This is a genomic window from Ruegeria sp. AN11, from assembly GCF_056536005.1.
In genome coordinates this window covers 803,924-823,854 of the sequence record NZ_JBQFJD010000002.1, presented here as the reverse complement: position 1 = coordinate 823,854, position 19,931 = coordinate 803,924, and the positions used below count along the sequence as shown (strand labels likewise).

General features: G+C 59.2%; 17 protein-coding genes. 9 read left to right on the top strand and 8 right to left on the bottom strand.

The window, feature by feature from the left end; genetic code table 11:
- Window positions 1-8 precede the first annotated feature (8 nt).
- The 6 genes from ACR3EQ_RS23600 (at window position 9) to ACR3EQ_RS23575 (ending at window position 7,564) form a co-directional block, all read left to right on the top strand.
- Window positions 9-1,382: an alanine/glycine:cation symporter family protein gene (locus ACR3EQ_RS23600; RefSeq protein WP_170613946.1), complete on the top strand. Its 1,374-nt coding sequence runs from the start codon at window positions 9-11 to the stop codon at window positions 1,380-1,382.
- 76 nt (window positions 1,383-1,458) lie between these two features.
- Window positions 1,459-1,881, top strand: coding sequence for a universal stress protein (locus tag ACR3EQ_RS23595; RefSeq protein WP_170613945.1), 423 nt, complete (start codon window positions 1,459-1,461; stop codon window positions 1,879-1,881).
- 16 nt (window positions 1,882-1,897) lie between these two features.
- A complete protein-coding gene (gene gcvT, locus ACR3EQ_RS23590; RefSeq protein ID WP_480492321.1) occupies window positions 1,898-2,992 on the top strand; it encodes a glycine cleavage system aminomethyltransferase GcvT in 1,095 nt (364 codons plus the stop codon).
- A gap of 18 nt (window positions 2,993-3,010) precedes the next feature.
- Complete coding sequence (gcvH, locus tag ACR3EQ_RS23585; protein ID WP_170613943.1) at window positions 3,011-3,376, top strand: glycine cleavage system protein GcvH; 366 nt, start codon at window positions 3,011-3,013, stop codon at window positions 3,374-3,376.
- Between the two features lie 174 nt (window positions 3,377-3,550).
- Entirely contained in the window at window positions 3,551-6,406 is a 2,856-nt protein-coding gene (gene gcvP / locus ACR3EQ_RS23580) for an aminomethyl-transferring glycine dehydrogenase (RefSeq protein WP_170613942.1), read from the top strand.
- Between the two features lie 102 nt (window positions 6,407-6,508).
- Entirely contained in the window at window positions 6,509-7,564 is a 1,056-nt protein-coding gene (locus tag ACR3EQ_RS23575) for a helix-turn-helix domain-containing protein (protein ID WP_170613941.1), read from the top strand.
- A gap of 31 nt (window positions 7,565-7,595) precedes the next feature.
- Here ACR3EQ_RS23575 and ACR3EQ_RS23570 read toward each other — a convergent pair whose 3' ends face one another.
- Window positions 7,596-9,545 (bottom strand): C1 family peptidase, encoded by a 1,950-nt coding sequence (locus tag ACR3EQ_RS23570; RefSeq protein WP_480492319.1) that lies wholly within the window; start codon window positions 9,543-9,545, stop codon window positions 7,596-7,598.
- Between the two features lie 203 nt (window positions 9,546-9,748).
- Window positions 9,749-10,774 (bottom strand): metal ABC transporter solute-binding protein, Zn/Mn family, encoded by a 1,026-nt coding sequence (locus tag ACR3EQ_RS23565; RefSeq protein WP_170619777.1) that lies wholly within the window; start codon window positions 10,772-10,774, stop codon window positions 9,749-9,751.
- Window positions 10,775-10,831: 57 nt separating this feature from the next.
- On the opposite strand from ACR3EQ_RS23565, the gene ACR3EQ_RS23560 reads away from it, so the two are divergent.
- Genes ACR3EQ_RS23560 through ACR3EQ_RS23550 form a run of 3 tightly spaced genes read left to right on the top strand, consistent with a single transcriptional unit; the run spans window position 10,832 to window position 12,869 of the window.
- Window positions 10,832-11,344 carry a transcriptional repressor gene (locus ACR3EQ_RS23560; protein ID WP_170613938.1) on the top strand — a complete coding sequence of 171 codons (513 nt, stop codon included), beginning with the start codon at window positions 10,832-10,834 and terminating at the stop codon, window positions 11,342-11,344.
- On the top strand, window positions 11,341-12,075 hold the full coding sequence (locus ACR3EQ_RS23555; protein WP_170613937.1) for a metal ABC transporter ATP-binding protein: 735 nt from the start codon (window positions 11,341-11,343) through the stop codon (window positions 12,073-12,075). The genes ACR3EQ_RS23560 and ACR3EQ_RS23555 overlap by 4 nt, the downstream gene beginning before the upstream one ends.
- A complete protein-coding gene (locus tag ACR3EQ_RS23550) occupies window positions 12,075-12,869 on the top strand; it encodes a metal ABC transporter permease (protein ID WP_170613936.1) in 795 nt (264 codons plus the stop codon). Before ACR3EQ_RS23555 ends, ACR3EQ_RS23550 begins: the two co-directional genes overlap by 1 nt.
- 497 nt (window positions 12,870-13,366) lie before the next feature.
- Here ACR3EQ_RS23550 and mtnA read toward each other — a convergent pair whose 3' ends face one another.
- From mtnA to ACR3EQ_RS23520, 6 genes are all read right to left on the bottom strand, one after another.
- Complete coding sequence (gene mtnA / locus ACR3EQ_RS23545) at window positions 13,367-14,470, bottom strand: S-methyl-5-thioribose-1-phosphate isomerase (RefSeq protein ID WP_480492316.1); 1,104 nt, start codon at window positions 14,468-14,470, stop codon at window positions 13,367-13,369.
- Window positions 14,471-14,614: 144 nt separating this feature from the next.
- On the bottom strand, window positions 14,615-15,601 hold the full coding sequence (locus ACR3EQ_RS23540; RefSeq protein WP_480492315.1) for a methylenetetrahydrofolate reductase: 987 nt from the start codon (window positions 15,599-15,601) through the stop codon (window positions 14,615-14,617).
- Entirely contained in the window at window positions 15,598-16,098 is a 501-nt protein-coding gene (locus tag ACR3EQ_RS23535) for a methylenetetrahydrofolate reductase C-terminal domain-containing protein (RefSeq protein ID WP_480492313.1), read from the bottom strand. The genes ACR3EQ_RS23540 and ACR3EQ_RS23535 overlap by 4 nt, the downstream gene beginning before the upstream one ends.
- Window positions 16,099-16,367: 269 nt before the next feature.
- Window positions 16,368-16,877 carry an aminomethyltransferase family protein gene (locus tag ACR3EQ_RS23530; protein WP_170613932.1) on the bottom strand — a complete coding sequence of 170 codons (510 nt, stop codon included), beginning with the start codon at window positions 16,875-16,877 and terminating at the stop codon, window positions 16,368-16,370.
- Window positions 16,870-19,668, bottom strand: coding sequence for a 2Fe-2S iron-sulfur cluster-binding protein (locus tag ACR3EQ_RS23525; RefSeq protein ID WP_170613931.1), 2,799 nt, complete (start codon window positions 19,666-19,668; stop codon window positions 16,870-16,872). The genes ACR3EQ_RS23530 and ACR3EQ_RS23525 overlap by 8 nt, the downstream gene beginning before the upstream one ends.
- A complete protein-coding gene (locus ACR3EQ_RS23520) occupies window positions 19,665-19,931 on the bottom strand; it encodes a sarcosine oxidase subunit delta (protein ID WP_170613930.1) in 267 nt (88 codons plus the stop codon). Before ACR3EQ_RS23520 ends, ACR3EQ_RS23525 begins: the two co-directional genes overlap by 4 nt.

The following is a 19,931-nucleotide window of genomic DNA, read 5'->3' as shown; positions in this document are numbered from 1 at the left end:
GGGAAACCATGGAAGCGTTATCTAACTTTGTAGGGGAAATAAATAGCATCGTGTGGGGGGTACCAATGCTGGTCCTCATCCTCGGCGCTGGTTTCTTCCTACAGGTCGGCCTGAAGTTCATGCCGATCCTGCGAATTGGCACAGGCTTCAGCCTGCTGTTCAAAGGCCGTGAGGGTCAGGGCGAAGGGCAGATCAGCCCGTTCAACGCGCTGATGACCTCGCTGTCGGCAACAATCGGCACGGGTAACATCGCCGGTGTGGCCACTGCTGTCTTCCTGGGCGGTCCGGGCGCCTTGTTCTGGATGTGGATGACCGCCCTGGTGGGCATGGCCACCAAATACGCCGAAGCTGTCTGCGCCGTGAAATACCGCGAGCAGGACGAGTTGGGCAACTTTGTCGGCGGTCCGATGTACTACATCAAGAACGGTTTGGGCGCGAAATGGGCCTGGCTGGGTGTTGCTTTCGCCCTGTTCGGCGCGGTGGCCGCTTTCGGAATCGGCAACGGTGTGCAGGCCAACGGTGTGGCGCAGGTTCTGGAATCAAATTTCGGCCTGAACACTTCGGTCACTGGCGTCGTCCTGATGGTTCTGACAGCAGCCGTGATCCTGGGTGGTATTACCCGCATTGGTGCGGTTGCCGGCAAACTGGTTCCGTTCATGGCAATTGCCTACATCATCGCGGGACTGCTGGTTCTGCTGATTAACATCGGCAGCATCGGTCACGCCCTGTCGCTGGTCTTCACCCACGCGTTTACTCCGTCGGCCGCCGAAGGTGGTTTCGCCGGTGCAGCAGTCTGGGCCGCAATCCGGTTTGGCGTGGCGCGCGGTGTCTTCTCGAACGAAGCCGGTTTGGGTTCAGCTCCGATCGCACACGCAGCGGCCGAGACCAAAGGTCCGGTCAACCAGGGCCTGATCGCGATGTTGGGTACGTTCATCGACACCATCATCGTTTGCTCGATCACCGGTCTGGCGATCATCTCGTCGGGTGCATGGACATCGGGTGAATCCGGCGCGGCACTGACCTCGGCGGCGTTCGAACTGTCCCTGCCTGGTATCGGTGGGTATCTGATCGCCATCGCTCTGTCGATCTTTGCCTTCACCACCATCCTCGGCTGGTCCTTCTACGGCGAGAAATGCGTCGAGTTCCTGCTGGGCGTCAAATCCCTGCTGCCCTACCGCATCCTTTGGATTGTCATGATCTACTTCGGTGCAACCGCGGATCTGGGCTTCATCTGGCTGCTGGCGGATACGCTGAACGCGATGATGGCGCTTCCGAACCTGATAGCCCTGGTCCTGCTGAGCCCGATCGTCTTCAAACTGACGAAAGAGTTCTTCGCCTCGGGCGGCCAATCGGAAGAACCCGGCAACACTCCTGCCGAGTAATTCGAACAGAAAAAACGGGGGGCCGTCCCGGCCCTCCACCTTCGAAACAGAATTCCATATCTCGAGGAGAGACGTGATGGCCACGAAAATCCTGCTGCCAATTGATCACACCGACGACCACTCGTGGAAGCTGGCTTTGCCGGTCGCGTTGGAACAGGCGAAATTCTACGGTGCCGAGCTGCACGCGATCGCTGTCATCCCCGAGATCATCCAGCTGCCGAACCTGCCCGCCAACTATGGCGCAGGCGCAAAAGACCACGTGCGGGGCAAGGTTCAGGCCATTCTGGATCACGGCAATGCCTCTGACGTGCCCGTGCATGTCGAGGAAGGCAGCGTCTACCGCGAAATTCTGAAGCTTGCCCACAAGGAAGGCTTCGACCTGATCGTCATGGCGTCGACCAAAGGCGATTTCCCGAATTATGAAATCGGTCCGAACCTGGCACGTGTCGTGCGCAATGCGCATTGCACCGTTATGGTCGTTCGCGACCAGTCCCGCTGATTGAAAGGTTGAGAAGATGACCGAACCGAAACGTACGCCGCTATACGACCTGCATGTCGAACTGGGCGGAAAGATGGTGGATTTTGCCGGATGGGAGATGCCCGTTCAGTATCCGCTGGGTATCATGGGTGAACATTTTCAGTGCCGGGAAAAAGCCGCGCTGTTCGACGTCAGCCACATGGGTCAGGTGATCCTGCGTGGCGAGAACGTGGGCGAGAAGCTGGAAGCCATCTGCCCTCAGGCCTATGCCACTCTGAAGCCCGGCAAGGCACGTTACGGGTTTTTCACCAACGCGGAAGGCGGGATCATGGACGACCTGATCGTGTCCAACGCGGGTGACTATTTCTTTGTCGTGGTCAACGCAGCCCTGCGCCATCAGGACATCCCGCACATGAAAGAGCATCTGGAAGGGGTCGAAGTCACCGAGATTTTCGACCGTGCTCTGGTCGCTGTTCAGGGACCGAAGGCCGAGGATGTGGTGGGCGCGCTTTGCCCTGCGGCGCGCGATTTGAAGTTCATGGAAACCACAATGGCCCCGATCAACGGCGTCGAATGCCGTATCTCGCGTCTGGGCTATACCGGCGAGGACGGTTACGAAATCTCGATCCCCGAGGACAAGGCCATCGAGATCAGCAAGGCGTTTCTGGCCCACGAAGACTGCGAAGCGGCCGGTCTGGGCGCGCGCGACAGTCTGCGGCTCGAAGCCGGTCTGTGCCTCTATGGGAACGACATCGATCAGACCACCTCGCCGATCGAGGCGTCGCTGGCCTGGGCCATTCAAAAGCGCCGCAAGGAAGAAGGCGGTTTCCCTGGCGCTGAGCGTGTTCAACGGGAACTAGCAGAGGGCGCCGCGCGCAAACTGGTCGGCATTCTGCCTTCCGGTCGTGCCCCCGCGCGTCAGGGCGTCGAGATCCAATGTGCCGAAGGAAATACCATCGGGCAGATCACTTCGGGTGGCTTTGGTCCGACCATCGGCGGTCCGGTCGCGATGGGCTATGTGTCCGCAGGCCACGGCGAGCCGGGCGAGAAGGTGAACCTGATCATTCGGGGCAAGGCGCAACCGGCCGAGATCGTGGCCACGCCTTTCGTCAAACAAAACTACAAGCGTTGAAGTCAGGAGAGAACAGGAATGTCGACGTATTATTCTGAAGAGCACGAGTGGCTGCGAGTTGAAGGAGAAGTTGCGACGCTGGGGATTACGGTTCATGCGGCTGAGCAGCTTGGCGATGTTGTTTTTGTCGAGCAGCAGGAAGCGGGTGACGAGTTTGAGAAGGGCGGCGAGATCGGCGTGATCGAGTCGGTCAAGGCGGCGTCCGAGCTTTATGCGCCGGTGGATGGCGAGATTGTCGAGGTGAACGAGGCGCTGGCGGACAATCCCGGTTCGCTGAACGACGACCCCGAGGGCGAGGCGTGGATCTACAAGATCAAGATCGCGGATGCGTCGCAGCTGGAGGATCTGATGGATCTGGACGGCTACAAGGCCCTGATCGGCTGAGCAAACGGCGGGTTCCGACGGGATCCGCCCCCTTCTTTCACCCGGAGCCGCTGATTTGGGCTCCGCCCGTTTGGGCCTGAAACTGTCCCCGGACAGGTTCCAGGACGGCCCTTACCCCACGCCGGAGGCTCCTGCCAGAGCGGCTGGGTGAGACATTTCATGAGGAGCGCTGCAATGGCCTTCAAACTGACCGATTACGAAGCCTATGACTTCGCCAATCGCCGCCACATCGGCCCGTCGCCCACCGAGATGCGCGACATGCTGAAGGTGATCGGCTTCAAGACGCTGGACGAGCTGATCGACGCCACCGTCCCGCCGGCGATCCGGCAGACAGAGCCGCTGGACTGGGGTCCGGCGATGACCGAGCGCGATGCGCTGTTCCACATGAAAGAGGTGGCGCGCAAGAACAAGGTTCTGACCTCGCTGATCGGTCAGGGCTATTACGGCACCACCACGCCGGCGCCGATCCTGCGCAACATCCTGGAAAACCCGGCCTGGTACACCGCCTATACGCCCTATCAGCCCGAGATCAGCCAGGGCCGTCTTGAGGCGCTTCTGAACTTCCAGACCATGGTCAGCGACCTGACCGGGCTGGACGTGGCCAACGCCTCGCTGCTGGACGAAGCCACCGCGGCGGCCGAAGCCATGGCGATGGCCAAGCGCGGCGGCCGGTCCAAGGCCAACAACGCGGCCTTCTTCGTGGACAAGAACTGCCACCCGCAGACCATCGCGGTCATTAAAACACGCGCCGAGCCTCTGGGCATCGACGTGCAGGTGGCCGATCCGGATACGCTGGATGCTGGTGCGGTGTTTGGCGCCATCTTCCAGTATCCGGGCACCTATGGCCATGTGCGCGACTTCTCTGCCGAGATCGCGGCGCTGCATGAACATAAGGCGATCGCCATCGTAGCGGCCGATATCCTGTCGCTGGCACTGCTGAAGTCACCGGGCGAGATGGGCGCGGACATTGCCATCGGCTCGACCCAGCGCTTTGGCGTGCCGATGGGCTATGGCGGCCCGCACGCGGCCTACATGGCGACCACCGACAAGCTGAAACGGTCGATGCCGGGGCGGATCATCGGCGTCAGCATCGACAGCCGTGGCAACAAGGCCTATCGCTTGGCGCTGCAGACCCGCGAGCAGCATATCCGCCGCGAGAAGGCGAACTCGAACGTCTGCACCGCGCAGGCGCTGCTGGCCGTCATTGCCTCGATGTATGCGGTCTATCACGGCCCCGACGGCATCAAGGCCATCGCGCAATCGGTGCACCGCAAGACCTCGCGCCTGGCCGACGGTCTGGAGGCGGCAGGCTTTGCCGTGGAACCCGAGGTGTTCTTCGACACCATCACGGTCGAGGTCGGCCATCTGCAGAAGACGGTCATGGAGGCCGCCGTGGCCCGGGGCGTCAACCTGCGCAAGGTGGGCGAGACCAAGGTCGGCATCAGCCTTGATGAACAGACCCGCCCCGAGACCATCGAGGCGGTCTGGGGTGCCTTCGGCATCGACCGCAAGGATGACAGCTCGAACAAGCATTACCGCCTGCCGGAACATGCGCTGCGCGAAAGCGCGTACCTGACCCACCCGATCTTCCACAAGAACCGGGCCGAGGCCGAGATCACCCGCTACATGCGCCGTCTGGCCGACCGCGACCTGGCACTGGACCGGGCGATGATCCCGCTGGGGTCCTGCACCATGAAGCTGAACGCCACGATCGAGATGATCCCGGTCACCTGGCCCGAGTTCGGCAATCTGCACCCGTTCTGCCCGGAAGATCAGGCGCAGGGCTATCTTGAGATGATTGCCGATCTGAACGACAAGCTGTGCCAGATCACCGGTTATGACGCGATCAGCCAGCAGCCCAACTCGGGCGCGCAGGGTGAGTACGCGGGTCTGCTGACCATCCGCAACTATCACTTCGCCCGTGGCGAAGGGCACCGCAATGTCTGTCTGATCCCGACCTCGGCGCATGGCACCAACCCGGCCTCGGCGCAGATGGTGGGCTGGCAGGTGGTGCCGGTGCAGTCGGATGACAAGGGCAACATCGATGTCGCCGATTTCCGCGCCAAGGCGGAAAAGCACAGCGACCATCTGGCCGCCTGCATGATCACCTACCCCTCGACCCATGGCGTGTTCGAGGAAACCGTGCAGGAGGTCTGCCAGATCACCCATGACCACGGCGGTCAGGTCTATATCGACGGCGCCAACATGAACGCCATGGTCGGTCTGGCCCAGCCGGGCAAGATCGGCGGCGACGTCAGCCACCTGAACCTGCACAAGACCTTCTGCATCCCGCATGGCGGCGGCGGCCCCGGCATGGGCCCGATCGGCGTCAAGGCGCATCTGGAAGAGCATCTGCCCGGCCACCCGGAATACGGCACCGCCGTGGGCCCGGTCTCGGCGGCGCCCTTCGGCTCGCCCTCGATCCTTCCCGTATCGTGGGCCTATGTGCTGCTGATGGGCGGTGAGGGTCTGACGCAGGCGACGAAAGTGGCAATCCTGAACGCCAACTACATCGCGGCACGGCTCAAGGATGCCTATCCGATCCTATACACCTCGGAAACGGGCCGGGTGGCGCATGAATGCATCCTCGACACCCGTCCGCTGGACGAGGCCGCGCATGTCAGCGTCGACGACATCGCCAAGCGTCTGGTCGATAGCGGCTTCCACGCGCCGACCATGTCCTGGCCGGTGGCGGGCACCCTGATGGTCGAACCCACCGAATCGGAACCCATGGCCGAGCTGGACCGCTTCTGCGATGCCATGCTGTCCATCCGGGCCGAGGCGCAGGACATCATCGACGGCAAGATCGACGCGGACAACAACCCGCTGAAAAACGCCCCCCACACGGTGCGCGATCTGGTCGGCGACTGGGACCGCCCCTACACCCGCGAACAGGCCTGCTTCCCCCCGGGCTCCATGGGCGTCGACAAATACTGGTCCCCCGTCAACCGCGTCGACAACGCATACGGCGACAGAAACCTCATCTGCACATGCCCTCCAATGTCAGAATACGAAGAAGCCGCTGAGTGAAAGATAATACCCCTCGCCGGAAACATCCGGCGGGGGCACCATTTAGCCACCTCCGCAGCCACACTCCGGTGCACAAATTGAAAGCAGGTCACTGTTATTGAGATGAAGCACTATATCCCTAAAAACGCCAGCAGCGAACTGGCTGAGCCGGCCGCGCTCAAGGCCCTGAAGGTCCATGAAGTTGACGTTTTCGTAAAGGAAACGGGTGCACTGCCATCCACCGATATGATCGTCGAATTCTACGACGCGTTGAACGATCTGATCGAGGGGCACTCCTACAAGGTAAACATCCGGCGTGTCGCCGTTGAAAGCGCGGGGACACCCTTGTACTGGGCCGGACGGACCGCGATTTTCTGGGGCGATATTCACAAAAACTGGAAACTCTCCTCGCGCGAGCGCAACTGGACCTCGCAGGTGTTTAGCCTGGCACCAAGAACAATTCTGGTTGGCGGCGCCGTTCTGCTGCTGGCGCAGATGGGACGGGCCGACAAAACAGACGCCGCTGTCCATTCAAACTTTGTTGCCGCAGCGCAGGAAAACGGGTTGCAGCAATGCGGAACCGATACACATCTTGCTTCGACAGGTCGCATGCACAGTGCTTCGACCCGGCTCAGCTCACTGCGGCTGATGTCGGATTTCGTGTCGCTTGATCACGGGGCCTACATTGCGGAATCCCTGCGCGACTATATCGGTCTGACGGAGTCGGGACCACAATACCAAAGCCAACTGGCCATCCGGCTTATACAACGGTCGGGCGCAGACCCACTGGTCAGGCAGGCCGTGGACACTATGCTGACCCACATTGAAGAGCCGCTGAAAATCCCTGATATCTCGACCGTACTGGGCACGTCGACCCGGCAGCTTCAGCGAAGGTTTCTGAGCAAAACAGGAACCAAGCTGCTATGCACTTACAGGGCGCTGAGGCTGGAGCGTGCAAACAGCCTGCTGCGCAATACGGACATGTCATTGCGAGAAATATCTGCCGCGACCGGGTTTTCGTCGATCACGTCCCTGGGTCGGTCCTTTTGGACAATGTACAACAACACTCCGGAAAAGGTCCGGGAACAGCGGTTCTCCGGATGCCTGCCTGGACCGGTGAAACAACACAGTTCAGGTGCCACCGCATTGGCCCAGTTTCCGTCCTCGGTCGCTTACTGAACTGATGTCTGCGCTCTAACCAGAGCGCATGTCAGTAACCGACAAGATCGCTGGGCTGGAACCCGTTCGCAGGTGACGGTTTTTTCCCAAGCACATTTTTGAGAATATCGTTCATTGTCTGGCGATCATTGTCGAATCCGCCATGGGTGTGACTGTCCGTCATAGATGATGCACGCCCGGCAAAGTGCACTTTGTAGCCCTTCTTCCCGGGAACCTTTTTGCCGAACTTGTCCATGCCCAGGATCGGCATTTCCTTTTGGTCTTCAAATGCATTGGACACGAAATACAGCAGGGATTTCCGATAGGGCCCGACACTGTCATCCTGTTCGCGCTGATCGATCAGGTTATACTGCCAAAGGTTTGCGACACCGCTGGCAACTCCGGCTTTGCGTATTCTGGGGTGATAGCTTTTCTGGAACAGATCGACGGTGCAGGCCGGAGCCATCAGGGAACATGATGCAACCGGGGTTTTGAGCGGGTTCATTTTGTCCATGGCATCCAGCATATGCGCCAGAAGTATCGAGCCCGCGCTGTGACCCACAAAATGGATCTGAAGGGGTTTGGACCGCTGCGCGTTGCCCTTTAGAAGTGCCTTGACAGCTTTACGCCCGCCGCCCCCGGCCCTAAAGCTTTCCCGGGCGTCCCATTTCATGTCGCGCCATACAGCTGTTCCCGGTTTGCGGGCAAAGGATTCCAGGGCGGTATCAAAGAAATCCGACAGGCCGCCGACCCGAGCCTCGGCCCTACTGCGCGACGAAAAGACGACATCGGTGAGCGATTCAAAAAAACCGGTCTCCCACATGAAGTGGATGGGGTAAATTCCGTTGCGCTTGAACACTTCCTTCATTTTCCGGACGCGATTGGCCGAGGCGTTGGCGTTGTTCAGGCCGCCATGCGCATAGAATAACAGGTGTTCGTACCCACGCTCAGCCGTTGCGGCTTCGTCGGACAGAAAGTCCGCAGTCTCCTGTATGGTCGTCATCGGTGTCGGGTATTTCCCGGTTTCCCTAAGCTGACCGTCATCGAGATGGATGATGTGTCCGATGATGTCTTCGTGCCGGGGCGCGCGGACTTCCTGTGAACCGAACAGGGTTCGAGATTGAGGTGAAGGATTGCTGATTGTCAGGTCAAAGGCGTCCGGCGTCGGAACCGCCAGGCGCAACACCCAGGCATCCATAATGGTGGCGGACCAGTCTTCATACTTCCACAGGGCAATTCCCGGACGGCCATCGAAGCCGCCCCAGTCCTCGCCCCATGAATTCTGGATCAGAAACCCGCGTTCATTATAGCCGACGATGATGAAGGCGTGTCCGCCCTCGCTGAAATATGAAGGTTCGATTTCGCCATCCGCCGGATTTCGCCATCCCCGGTGAATCCGCGCGGACACGTAGATGACGCCGACCTCATTCAAAGCGGCGTGGTAGTCGATAATTTCCGGACGCATGCGATAATATGCGCCCAGTCCAAGGTTGCGGGCCTCTTTGGCGTGCTCAACAGTCAGATGCCAGCCGGAGTCACCATCCTGGTACGGTGCGGTTTCGTCGCTGCAGACGCCGTTGTGGTAGAACCCTTTCAAGGCCGCACGGATGCTGGACCCTTCGTAGTCTTCCCCGGGCCATTCATCGTTGATTTTGGCCATCTCGTACAGCATGCGTGCACTGGCCATCGGGACCTGTGCGGACGGATCGATCCGTGCGTGGCGCTGCCGGTTCATCAGGGTGATCGCACTGGACAGGGCAAACCCGGTACAAGCCCCTTCCCGTCCCTGATCCCGTATGGGGCTTAGATCGGGATGCGGCGGATCCATCGTCAGGCGAAGCTGTCGCAATGTTGGCTTATATGCTCTGTCCCGCAGGTCAGTCATATCCCTGTGAGCGTTCAGCACCCGGTTACCAAGCCGCGGGGCCGCAGCAAGCGCTTTTGGCAAGCTGGACTTTCCGCCAGACTTTGACTTCCGCGATTTTGTGGGACGTTTGCTCATGACTTTTCCTCTCAAAAAACAAATGAATGCCGGGACAGCGGTAAATACTCGTTATCAATGAGAGAAGTGTAGCCGAGGAGTTGCTGCGCGAAAAGCGTTGCGCTGAAATTCGGCGGATTCAAATGAATCCGCCGGTCAACCGAACGGTTTCCTTGCGAGGTTTCGGCCTGCACTCCGATTTCAGCGGAATGCAGGCCGAATGGTCAAAGGCAATCCGAGAGGGTGGTTGCAAGATTACGAAGAAGTTGAGGATAAAACGATGGACCCGGTTCGATATTTGCGCCGATCGGGTCGCTGACGCCGGTATTGGCCTCGGTCCCGTCCAGAACCGTCTGGACCAGTTTGGGGTCGTACTGAGGTTCGGCAAGGACACAGTCGATGCCCTCCGCACGAATACGGCCCTGAATCTCGGCGATCCGTGCCGGGCTGGGATCGGAGGCATCAGAAAGCGAAATTGCCCCGGCGGCCGGAATATCGAAGGCAACTTCGAAATATTGGTAGGCATCATGGAAGACAATGAACTCTTTCCCGCGCGCCGGTTCCAATATCTCGTTGATCTCGGTTTTCAGGGCTTCGATTTCTTCCCGTGCCGCCGCAGCGTTCGAGAAATAGGCACTTGCATTGTCCGGATCAGAGGCTGAGAGCTTCCCGGCGATCAGGTTCAGCCAGATTGCCGCGTTCTCGGGTGACAACCAGACATGAGTGTCGTGTGACCCATGATCGTGTTCAGCATGTTCGTCGTGATCGTGGTCGTCATGATCTTTTTCTTCGGCATGATCGTCATCATGTTCATCATGGTTTTCATGATCATTGTGGTCATCGTGATCGTGATTGTCCGAGTCGGCATGTGCTTCATGGTCATGCGCCTCGAACAACGCGCTCTCGCGAAGCTCCAGTTCGACCGCGCCCTCAGCCTCCATCAGGGATGTCACATCTGCGTTTTCCGAAAGCGTTTCGATTGCCCCTTCCAACCAGGGTGTCAGGTCTTCTCCGACCCAAAACACCAAGTCCGCGTCTTGCAGTGCAGCGGCGTCCGAAGGGCGCAGGGAGTATTCGTGCGGCGAAGCTCCGGGTTGAACAATCAGAACCGGACTGCCGACACCATCCATTACCCGCGCGACCAGTGAATGCACGGGCGCGATATCAACTGCGACATTCGGTGTATCAGCCCACGCCACACTTCCAAACAAGGTTGCGCTGATGGACAGGGAAAGAAGCTTTCTGGACATGGGGTTCCCTATGTGATTGTATAACATTAATCGCTCAACTATACGATATGTAATAACATGACAAGTGACTTGCAGAACCGCGAGGAAGCCGTCAGCGTCGGGTTCGAACAGCATGACCATTCCGCCTGCGTTACCGACGCTATCGCGTCGGCAGATGCGCGTTGCGAGAAAGAGAACCTTCGCTTTACACCCGTTCGACGCAAGGTGTTGCAAGTGCTGCTGGAAGACCACAAGGCGCTTGGCGCCTATGCGATCCTTGAAAGGCTGCGCGAGGCGGGTTTCGGATCTCAACCACCGGTCGCGTATCGTGCGCTGGATTTTCTGGTTGAGCATGGATTCGTTCACAAAATCGAACGACTGAACGCGTTCGTTGCCTGCGCCCATCCCGGCGAAGCGCACGCCCCTGCCTTCATGATCTGCCGAAACTGCGAAATAGTCGCCGAGGCACAATCCACCCCCGAAAAAGGGGCATTGGGAGAAGCTGCCAAGACATCCGGATTCCGGATTGAACGTACCATCATCGAAGTAGAAGGCCTGTGCCCGACCTGCGTTGGGAAAGAAAATTCATGAGTCTCGCAACCATTGAAGGCCTCAGCATCCGCTATGGCGCAAAAACCGTGCTGCGCGATGTGAACCTGTCGATAAATCCGGGTGAGATCGTCACGATAGTCGGGCCAAACGGATCGGGAAAGACAAGCCTGCTGCGGTCCCTGATCGGGGCGACGCGTGCTTCGACTGGCCGTGTACGGCTGAAACCCGGGCTGAGGCTGGGTTATGTCCCGCAGCGGCTGCATATCGACCCTACGCTTCCGATCACGGTGGAACGGTTCATGCGTCTTCCGGGCGCCGTTAATCGATCGGCCTGCAGACAAGCGCTGAAACGTGCGGGCGTTCCCGATCTTTCGGGGCAGCAAATGTCACAACTGTCCGGTGGGCAGTTCCAGCGCGTCCTGCTGGCGCGGGCTTTGCTGAACCAGCCCGAGTTGCTGTTGCTGGACGAGGCGACTCAGGGGCTCGATCAACCGGGTTCTGCAGCGTTTTATCAACAGATCGAAGCCACCCGTGCCGAGACCGGATGCGCCGTACTGATGATCAGCCACGATCTACACGTGGTCATGAGCGCCTCGGACCGTGTCATATGCCTGAACGGCCACGTCTGTTGCGAAGGTACGCCTGCAACGGTGGCAACCGCGCCGGAATACCGGGCCCTGTTCGGTTCGGGGACAGGTGGTGCACTGGCACTGTATCGCCATGACCACGACCATGGTCATGATCACGCTTCGAAGGAGGCTGCCGAGTAATGCTGGATGATTTTTTGACGCGCGCCACGCTGGCCGGGGTTGGTGTAGCGTGCGCAGCGGCACCTTTGGGTTCTTTTGTGGTCTGGCGGCGCATGGCCTATTTCGGCGATGCAACCGCCCATGCCGCAATTCTGGGGGTTGCCTTGTCCCTTTCTTTTCAGGTGTCGATCTTTGCAGGCGCGACTGCCGTTGCGCTTCTACTGGCGCTGACTGTGACGTTCCTGTCCGGGCGCGGATACACGATGGACACCTTGTTGGGGGTACTGGCCCATTCCGCACTTGCCTTCGGTCTGGTCGCAGTTTCGTTTCTGTCAGGGGTGCGAATAGACCTGATGGCCTATCTGTTTGGCGATATTTTGGCCGTATCACGCGGTGATCTGGCTGTGATCTGGGGCGGTGCGGCGCTGGTTGTTCTGTTGATTTCGTGGCGCTGGTCGGCATTGCTGACGGCGACCCTCAACACCGATCTGGCTTATGCAAGCGGTATTGACCCAAGACGAGAGCAGTTGTTTCTCACGCTGGCGCTGGCTGTCACGGTTGCAGTTGCCATCAAGGTTGTTGGCGTGTTGCTTATCGGCGCAATGCTGATCATCCCTTCGGCAGCAGCCCGGCCTCTGGCCCGTACGCCTGAAAGCATGGCGGTGATAGCTGCCGTGATCGGCACCTTATCGGTTATTGGGGGGCTACGCGCTGCCTTGGAATTCGATACGCCTGCCGGGCCAACAATCGTTTGTGTGGCTGCCTTGCTCTTCGCGGCAACAAGCGTGACGAACATGGTGAACAGGGCAAACTAACCTCGGTTCATACACTGTCAAAACGTAATGTGGGTGGCGGGATATGAACGGAAAGTAGGCTTTCCGGGCATATATCAGCGCATAACTCGACGTCCTCCGGGAATTTCGTTGCCCAAATTTTGCCGCATTGTTAGAAATGTGCAAAAGGGGTGCAAAGCCCGGAGGCAAAAATCGAGCAGAAAGTCAAAAAATCGCGGCGTTTGGTGCCGGAATCCCTGGTAGGGAAACGTGAGGGCCTGTTTTTTCTTTGGGCAGAGCTTGAGCGGGCACGTATCCGGGCGGCAAGGGCGCAGGAAGCCGCCCCTCACCAGGCCAAAGCGAATGGCATCAGCACAGGCAAAGCTCAGGCGTTTCATCCATTCCACGTGGATGAATTCATTTTCTTCTAAAGCCTGAATTTCGCCTTCGAAAGCATCTAGCCCGCCATAGTTAGGCGGGCTGCAAGTGCACCAGCGTTTCGCTAAATAACTATTTGATCTGTTCTGTGCCGTGCCAGATCAGGCAGCGCCGCGCTGCATCTCGGGGAACCCCGCTGCCAGACTTTCCTCTGAAGCTTCGAATACGCCACGTTCAGTGATCAGCCCCGTGACAAGCCGCGCGGGTGTGACGTCGAACGCAAAATCCATGCCTTCAGTTCCGTCAGGTGTCACCTGCACCGAAGAAATCTCGTTCGCATCGTCCCTGCCCCAGATATGCGTAACTTCGCGCGGATCGCGTTTCTCGATCGGGATATCGCGAACGCCGTCACTGACCGTCCAGTCAATGGTCGGCGACGGCAGAGCCACATAGAAAGGCACATTGTTGTCATGGGCGGCCAACGCCTTGAGATAGGTTCCGATTTTGTTGCAGACATCGCCGCGGCGGGTGGTCCGGTCGGTGCCGACAATGACCATGTCGACCTGCCCGTGCTGCATCAGGTGCCCGCCTGCGTTGTCGACAATATAGGTGTGCGGCACGCCGTGGTTGCCCAGTTCCCATGATGTCAGTGCACCCTGGTTGCGCGGCCGGGTTTCATCGGCCCACACATGGATGGGAATACCCGCATCAAAGGCGTGATACATCGGGCTGGTGGCGGTGCCCCAATCGACCGTCGCCAACCAGCCGGCGTTGCAGTGGGTCAGCAGGCGGACCGGTTCGCCTTCGGGCTTCTTCGCTGCAATGTCGCGGATCAGTTCAAGTCCGTGGACACCGATCATCCGATTGATCTCGACATCTTCGTCCGCAATGTCATGGGCCATTTGCAATGCCGCTGCCGCCCGGTCAGACGGGGCCAACTGACGCATAGCCGTACGGCACCGGTCCAACGCCCACCGAAGGTTGATCGCGGTCGGTCGTGTGGCGTGCAGCGTTTCCCAGGCCTGATCCATTGCCGCATCCGATGGGTCCAGCCGCATTTGCAGCGCCATGCCGTATGCGGCGGTCGCTCCGATCAAAGGCGCGCCACGCACGCTCATTTCCACGATTGCAGTGCAAAAGGCATCCATGGTGTCGACAGGCCGGATCACCAGCTTGTGCGGCAGCCATCGCTGATCAATGATCTCCAGCACATCCTTTTCTGTGTTGAACCAGAGCGAGCGGTAATGCTTGCCGTCAATTTTCATAATGCAGACCTTCCCTTGAATTAGACCGCCACAGGCGCACACAGCCAGCGCCGCTGTCTTTCGGTTTTGTTGTTCAATACTCTAATGATATTCAAATTCTTTGCCACAATCCAAGTTCGCTGCGCTTGGACGAGGGCGCCGGTGTCATCGGTTGGTCCTGCGGCGGGCGTGCAGAACTCCGGCTTCGCGGATGATATCGGCAACCATATGTTCGCGTCGATAAGCCATGACATGCGCCCCCGCGACGCCCCTGATCTGCTGTACCTGCTGAAGCAGTTCAATGCAGATCCTTTTGCCTTCCTCGCTGGGATTGTCCGCTTTTTCAAGCCGTTCGATGACCGCGTCCGGGATATGAATCCCGGGCACGTTGTTGCGCATCCAGCGGGCCGCTCGGGCCGATGCTAGCGGGCCGACCCCCGCCAGAATGAACACTTTCTTGTCCAACCCTTCGTCCCGGACACGAGACATGAAAGATTCGAACAACGGCATGTCGAAAATGTAGTTGGTCTGGATGAAATCCGCCCCGGCAGTGATCTTTTTGGCCAATTGGTTTGGACGCCATTCATACGGGGGAATACATGGGTTCTCGGCTGCGCCCAGAAACATCTGCGGCGGCGCGGTTATTTTGCGCCCCGACAGAAATGTTCCGTTGTCCCGCATCGAGCGGATGGTGCGCAGCAACGTCAGCGAATCAAAGTCAAAAACAGGTTTCGCGCCGGGCTGATCCCCTGCACCGACCCCGTCGCCCGTCAGGCACAGGACGTTGCTGACACCAAGCGCGGCAGCGCCCAGCACATCGCCTTGAATTGCGATACGGTTACGATCACGGCAGGAGATCTGATAGACGGGCGAGTACCCGGCCCGTGTCAGCAACGCGGATATGCCGATCGAGGACATGTGGCAGTTGGCACCTGAAGCATCCGTTGCGTTGATGGCATCGGCAACCTCGCTGAGCGGCTGGGCGGCATCGTAGACATCGGACGGATCGGCGCTGTCAGGAGGGTTCAATTCGGCCGTGACGGCAAACCGGCCAGACCGCAGGACTTTTTCCAGACGACTGTGTGAGACAAATCCTTCCGGAAGTGCAGAACGGGATGAATGAGTGTCCAGCGCTTCGATATGACCAGTCATTTCTTACCGCTCCCGATATTTTCGGGTTCCTGCGCCAAAGGTGCGGCAACCGGCTCCATCGACCGGGCCTCGGGGAAGGACTGCGCCAGGGCTTGTTTGGCCAGGTCACGTTGATCCCGCGCACGCATCGCTTTTTCCCGGCTGACACGCAGCCACGAAGACGTCCCCTGCAAGGTGTGCTCGACCGGAGGCAAAACCTCATTGATCTGTGCCGCACCGCTGCTCATCCGGCTCGCCCCGCTCCAGGCCAATGCCCAGACGCATTTCATGTCCGGTTTCACTTCGCAGTATTCGCCGGGCCGAACCCCGCCGCAGGGGCCGTTGCGCAACTGTTTCGGGCAATTCATGGGGCACGACATACCGGTCGATGACAAAACGCATTGACCGCACATGCGGCAATCAAACAGCAGCGATTTCACACCCCGTTCAACCAGCGCAACAGGTTTTTCCACCCGGTGATATCCGATCCGGTCGAACAGCGGGTCAAGCGCAACCATCGCCCTTTCCACGTACTTGTAAATTTTTTCAAATGTACCCGAATGCCGGACCGAAAATAGACGAAGGCGATACATGTTCCTGGCCCTCCTGCGGAAGCTGGCGGGTCAGATAGCGGAATGCCCACCGAGCCCGATAAACCCCTCTGACTTAACGGTTCCTGCTTGGGGAAGCCAAGTCAAGCCAAACGTGGGTTTTTGCCCCACTCGCTGATCAACCGAACGACCATTCATCTGCCCGAAACGGGCCTTCGCTCGCGACACAGATACTGTCAGAAAGCATTGGCCGCTTTGGTAAGAAACTCACACAATGCGTGGTCGTGTGCATTTGCGATATGCAGGCGAAACCGGGTTTCCGATTGAACGCGGTAAAGAATGACCTCGAACCCGAAAAATCGACGGACCGCGCTTTTGGATGGCTGATCAAGCCGGATTTCGGTTCCGCGCTGTAGCAACTCCATCGCCCCCGGCCCAATCAGGTCAAAAACCGAATAGGCGTGCGAAACGTCAGAAACAGCCATGTTCTGTTCTTCGTGCCAGCCTTCCTGTCGGTCTGCTCCGTTGATCTCAAGCAATCTGTCGCGACGCAGGGCGATGGTGTAAACGTCATCTGCCACGACATCAGGCCAGCCGGTGCACGGGGGCACCGACCGCGATGCAAGGTCGGGGCCGGACATCAGGGTCTGGCGTTCGAGATGCACTCGGGACATAGCGGTTGACCCCAAATCAATCTCTTGCCCGTATTGCCCAGCGGGGGCCCATTTATTCCGGTCGTCACGCATTCAGACGCTCCCCTTCCGGGTCGTAGAAGCAAGGCGCACACAACGTCGCCTTGCGACGCTGGCCGTCGTGCCAGATGTCGATCATTTCGCCTGTTCGTTCTGCACCGCTTTCCATCAACCCCAATGCAATCGGCGCGCCGACACTTGGACTGTCATAGCTTGATGTTACGTAACCCAGCGAGCGGGGTGGTGTGTCACCAGTCACCATATGCGCGCCGGTCGGAATGGCCGGTTCGCCCACCGGAACGGTCAGGCCGACCAGTGTCTTGCGGTCCAAACGGTTGGCCGTGGCGGTGTGAAGGCTGCGGTCCCCGACAAATGGGGTTTTCTTCTTTTCCCGGGGCATGGAATAACCCAGATCGTGCGGCATGGTCTCTCCATCCGTGTCCTTGCCGATCATGATATAGCCTTTTTCGGCTCGCAGGACCGAGATTGCCTCGATGCCGACAGGGGCGGCGCCGAATGGCGCAGCCGCCTCAACTGCGGCCTGCCACAGGCTGCGCCCAGACGATGCAGGGACCGAGATTTCATAGCTGAGGTCGCCGGTGAAACTGACACGTGACACCCGAACAGAGGCGTCATTGAAGCTCCCTTCCCGAAAGGTCATGTGCGGGAACGCCTGAGCGGACAGATCAATACCCAGATCGAGAACCGTCAGGATTTCCCGGGCTTTGGGCCCGGTGACCGTAACCGTGACATATTGATGGGTCATGTCGTGCACAAAAATACGATCGGGGTCGTTGCCATCCTGACGCCAGGATTCCAGGTGCATGCGCACGCTGTCCACGTGGCTGGACGAGCAGGAAATCACAAACCGGTTCTGATCCAACCGCGAGATCACCCCGTCATCATAAACGATGCCGCCTTCGGTCAGCATGAATCCGTAGCGGATTGCACCGGGTTTGAGTGTTTTGATGGTGTTATAAAAGATGAAATTCACAAAGGCTTCGGCATCCGGGCCCATTACCTCGATCTTGCCTAAGGGAGAGCCATCGAGAATGCCCGCGCTCTCGCGTGTGCGCACTGCCTCGGCCCGGATCAACTGTTCCGGCGTTCCGTTGCCGTACCATCCCGGGCGTAGCCACCCGCCATATTCACAAAGCGCCGCGTCAAGCGCGCGGTGCTGCGGTTCCAGCGGCAAGCGTTTCAGCGGATTGCAAAGTTCCTTGGTTCGCGCCCCATGGTAGGTCTCTATCGGGACCGGCACAAAGGGGGGACGGAAGGTTGTGGTGCCAACCTCGGGGATTGGCCGGTCCTGAATGGCTGCCATGGCCGCAAGCCCGGCCATGTTTGATGTCTTGCCCTGATCCGACGCCATCCCAAGTGTCGTGTAGCGTTTCAGATGCTCGACCGAGACAAAGTTTTCGCGGGCGGCAAGTTCCACGTCTTTGAGCGTGACATCATGCTGAAAATCGATCCACTGGCGCCCTTTCGAGCCGGGTGTTGGCCACAACGGGTTAAGGATAATAGTGGTGTCCGGACGTGTTGTAGTTTCGCCCCGACCGGCCGCACTTGCCTCATCCAGCGCTGCGTTCAGATCGTAGGTGCCGTTGGCCGCGCCGATTGCGACCATCCCGCCAGGTGCGGCACCAGGCAGGAAGGTCTGCCGCGTGGCGCACCAATCCAGTTTACCCCCAGCGTGCCGCCACAGATGCACCAGCGGCGTCAACCCGCCTGAGCTCAGCACGGTATCGACCGGATAGGTTCTGTCACCTGCAAAGATTGATTTCAGAGACTTGCCGCCAGAAACTTTGACCGGTCCCGTCGAAGGGTCGATTTGGACGACCCGCGCCCCGGTGTCCTTGAGCTTGGCAATGATCGGATCGGCCAATGAGTGATTGCTGAGAACCGCAACCTCCCGCCCGGCCAGAACACCATACCGCGCAAGATACTCGGCCGCGCCCATCAGCGACATCACGCCCGGCCGGTCATTGTTGGCAAACGTTATCGGCCGGTCCAAAGCCCCGCTGGCCAGAATGACGCGCCCTGCCCTCATCCGCCATAGGCGCGGAGCGGTGCCGAAAGGGCCGTTTTCAACCAGCCCAACCAAACCGTGGTCATAGACCCCAAAAGCTGTGGTCGATGTCAGGATGCGCCCGCCTGCCAACTCGATGGCCATTCTTAGCGATGTAACCCATTCTACCGGCGCCCCGGATTCAATCGCCTCGAACTGATAGGCGCTGCCGCCGGTTTCCGGATGATCATCGACCAGAACGACGTCCTGCCCGGCCTCTGCGGCTGTGCGGGCAGCGACCAGCCCTGCCGGGCCCGCGCCCACAACCAGCGTGTCGCAATGCGCATGAGTTTTGTCCGAGGAATAGCCGTCGAAAACGTCCGTCGACACTGCGCCCAATCCGGCCATTTTCCGGATCGATGGTTCAAACAGATGCCAGTCGGGCCAGATGAAGGTTTTGTAATAAAACCCGGCAGACAACCAACGGTGAAAGAAATCAAGGCCGCCCTTGATATCGAACTGTGCAGTGGGCCAGGCATTGACCGCGCGGACCTGCATCCCCTCCTCAAGATGCGTGGTTGTGGCCAGGCAATTGGGCAGTTCGCGGCCGTTCAAGGTGACTGTCATGATCGCGTTGGGCTCATCCACCCAGGCACTCCAGACACCGCGCGGACGATGGTACTTGAAACTGCGCCCCATCACACGCGCGCCGCTGGCCATCAGCGCCGAAGCCACAGTGTCGCCAGCAAATCCCTGATAGGGTTTGCCATCGAATGTGAAATTCAGCGGCCGGGTCCGATCAATCAGCCCGCCCGAAGTAGTGCGAAATGACGTCATGGCGCGACCTTTCTGAGAGGGGTCGAGCCAAGGACATCCATCGTCACACTGTCACGCTCCAACAGGAACACTTCGGCGCAGGTTGTGTGCATCCAGATTTCCCGGACCACTCCCTTATCGTTGCGGTGCATGTGCAGATAGCCTGCCCATTCCGCATCGGAAACCGCGCCGCTGGTATCCGGGCGGGTTTTTCCCGCCTCGGCTGCAAAGTGAAACTCGCGCTCGTCCCGGGGACCGCAAAAGGGACAGGGAAATATCTGCAA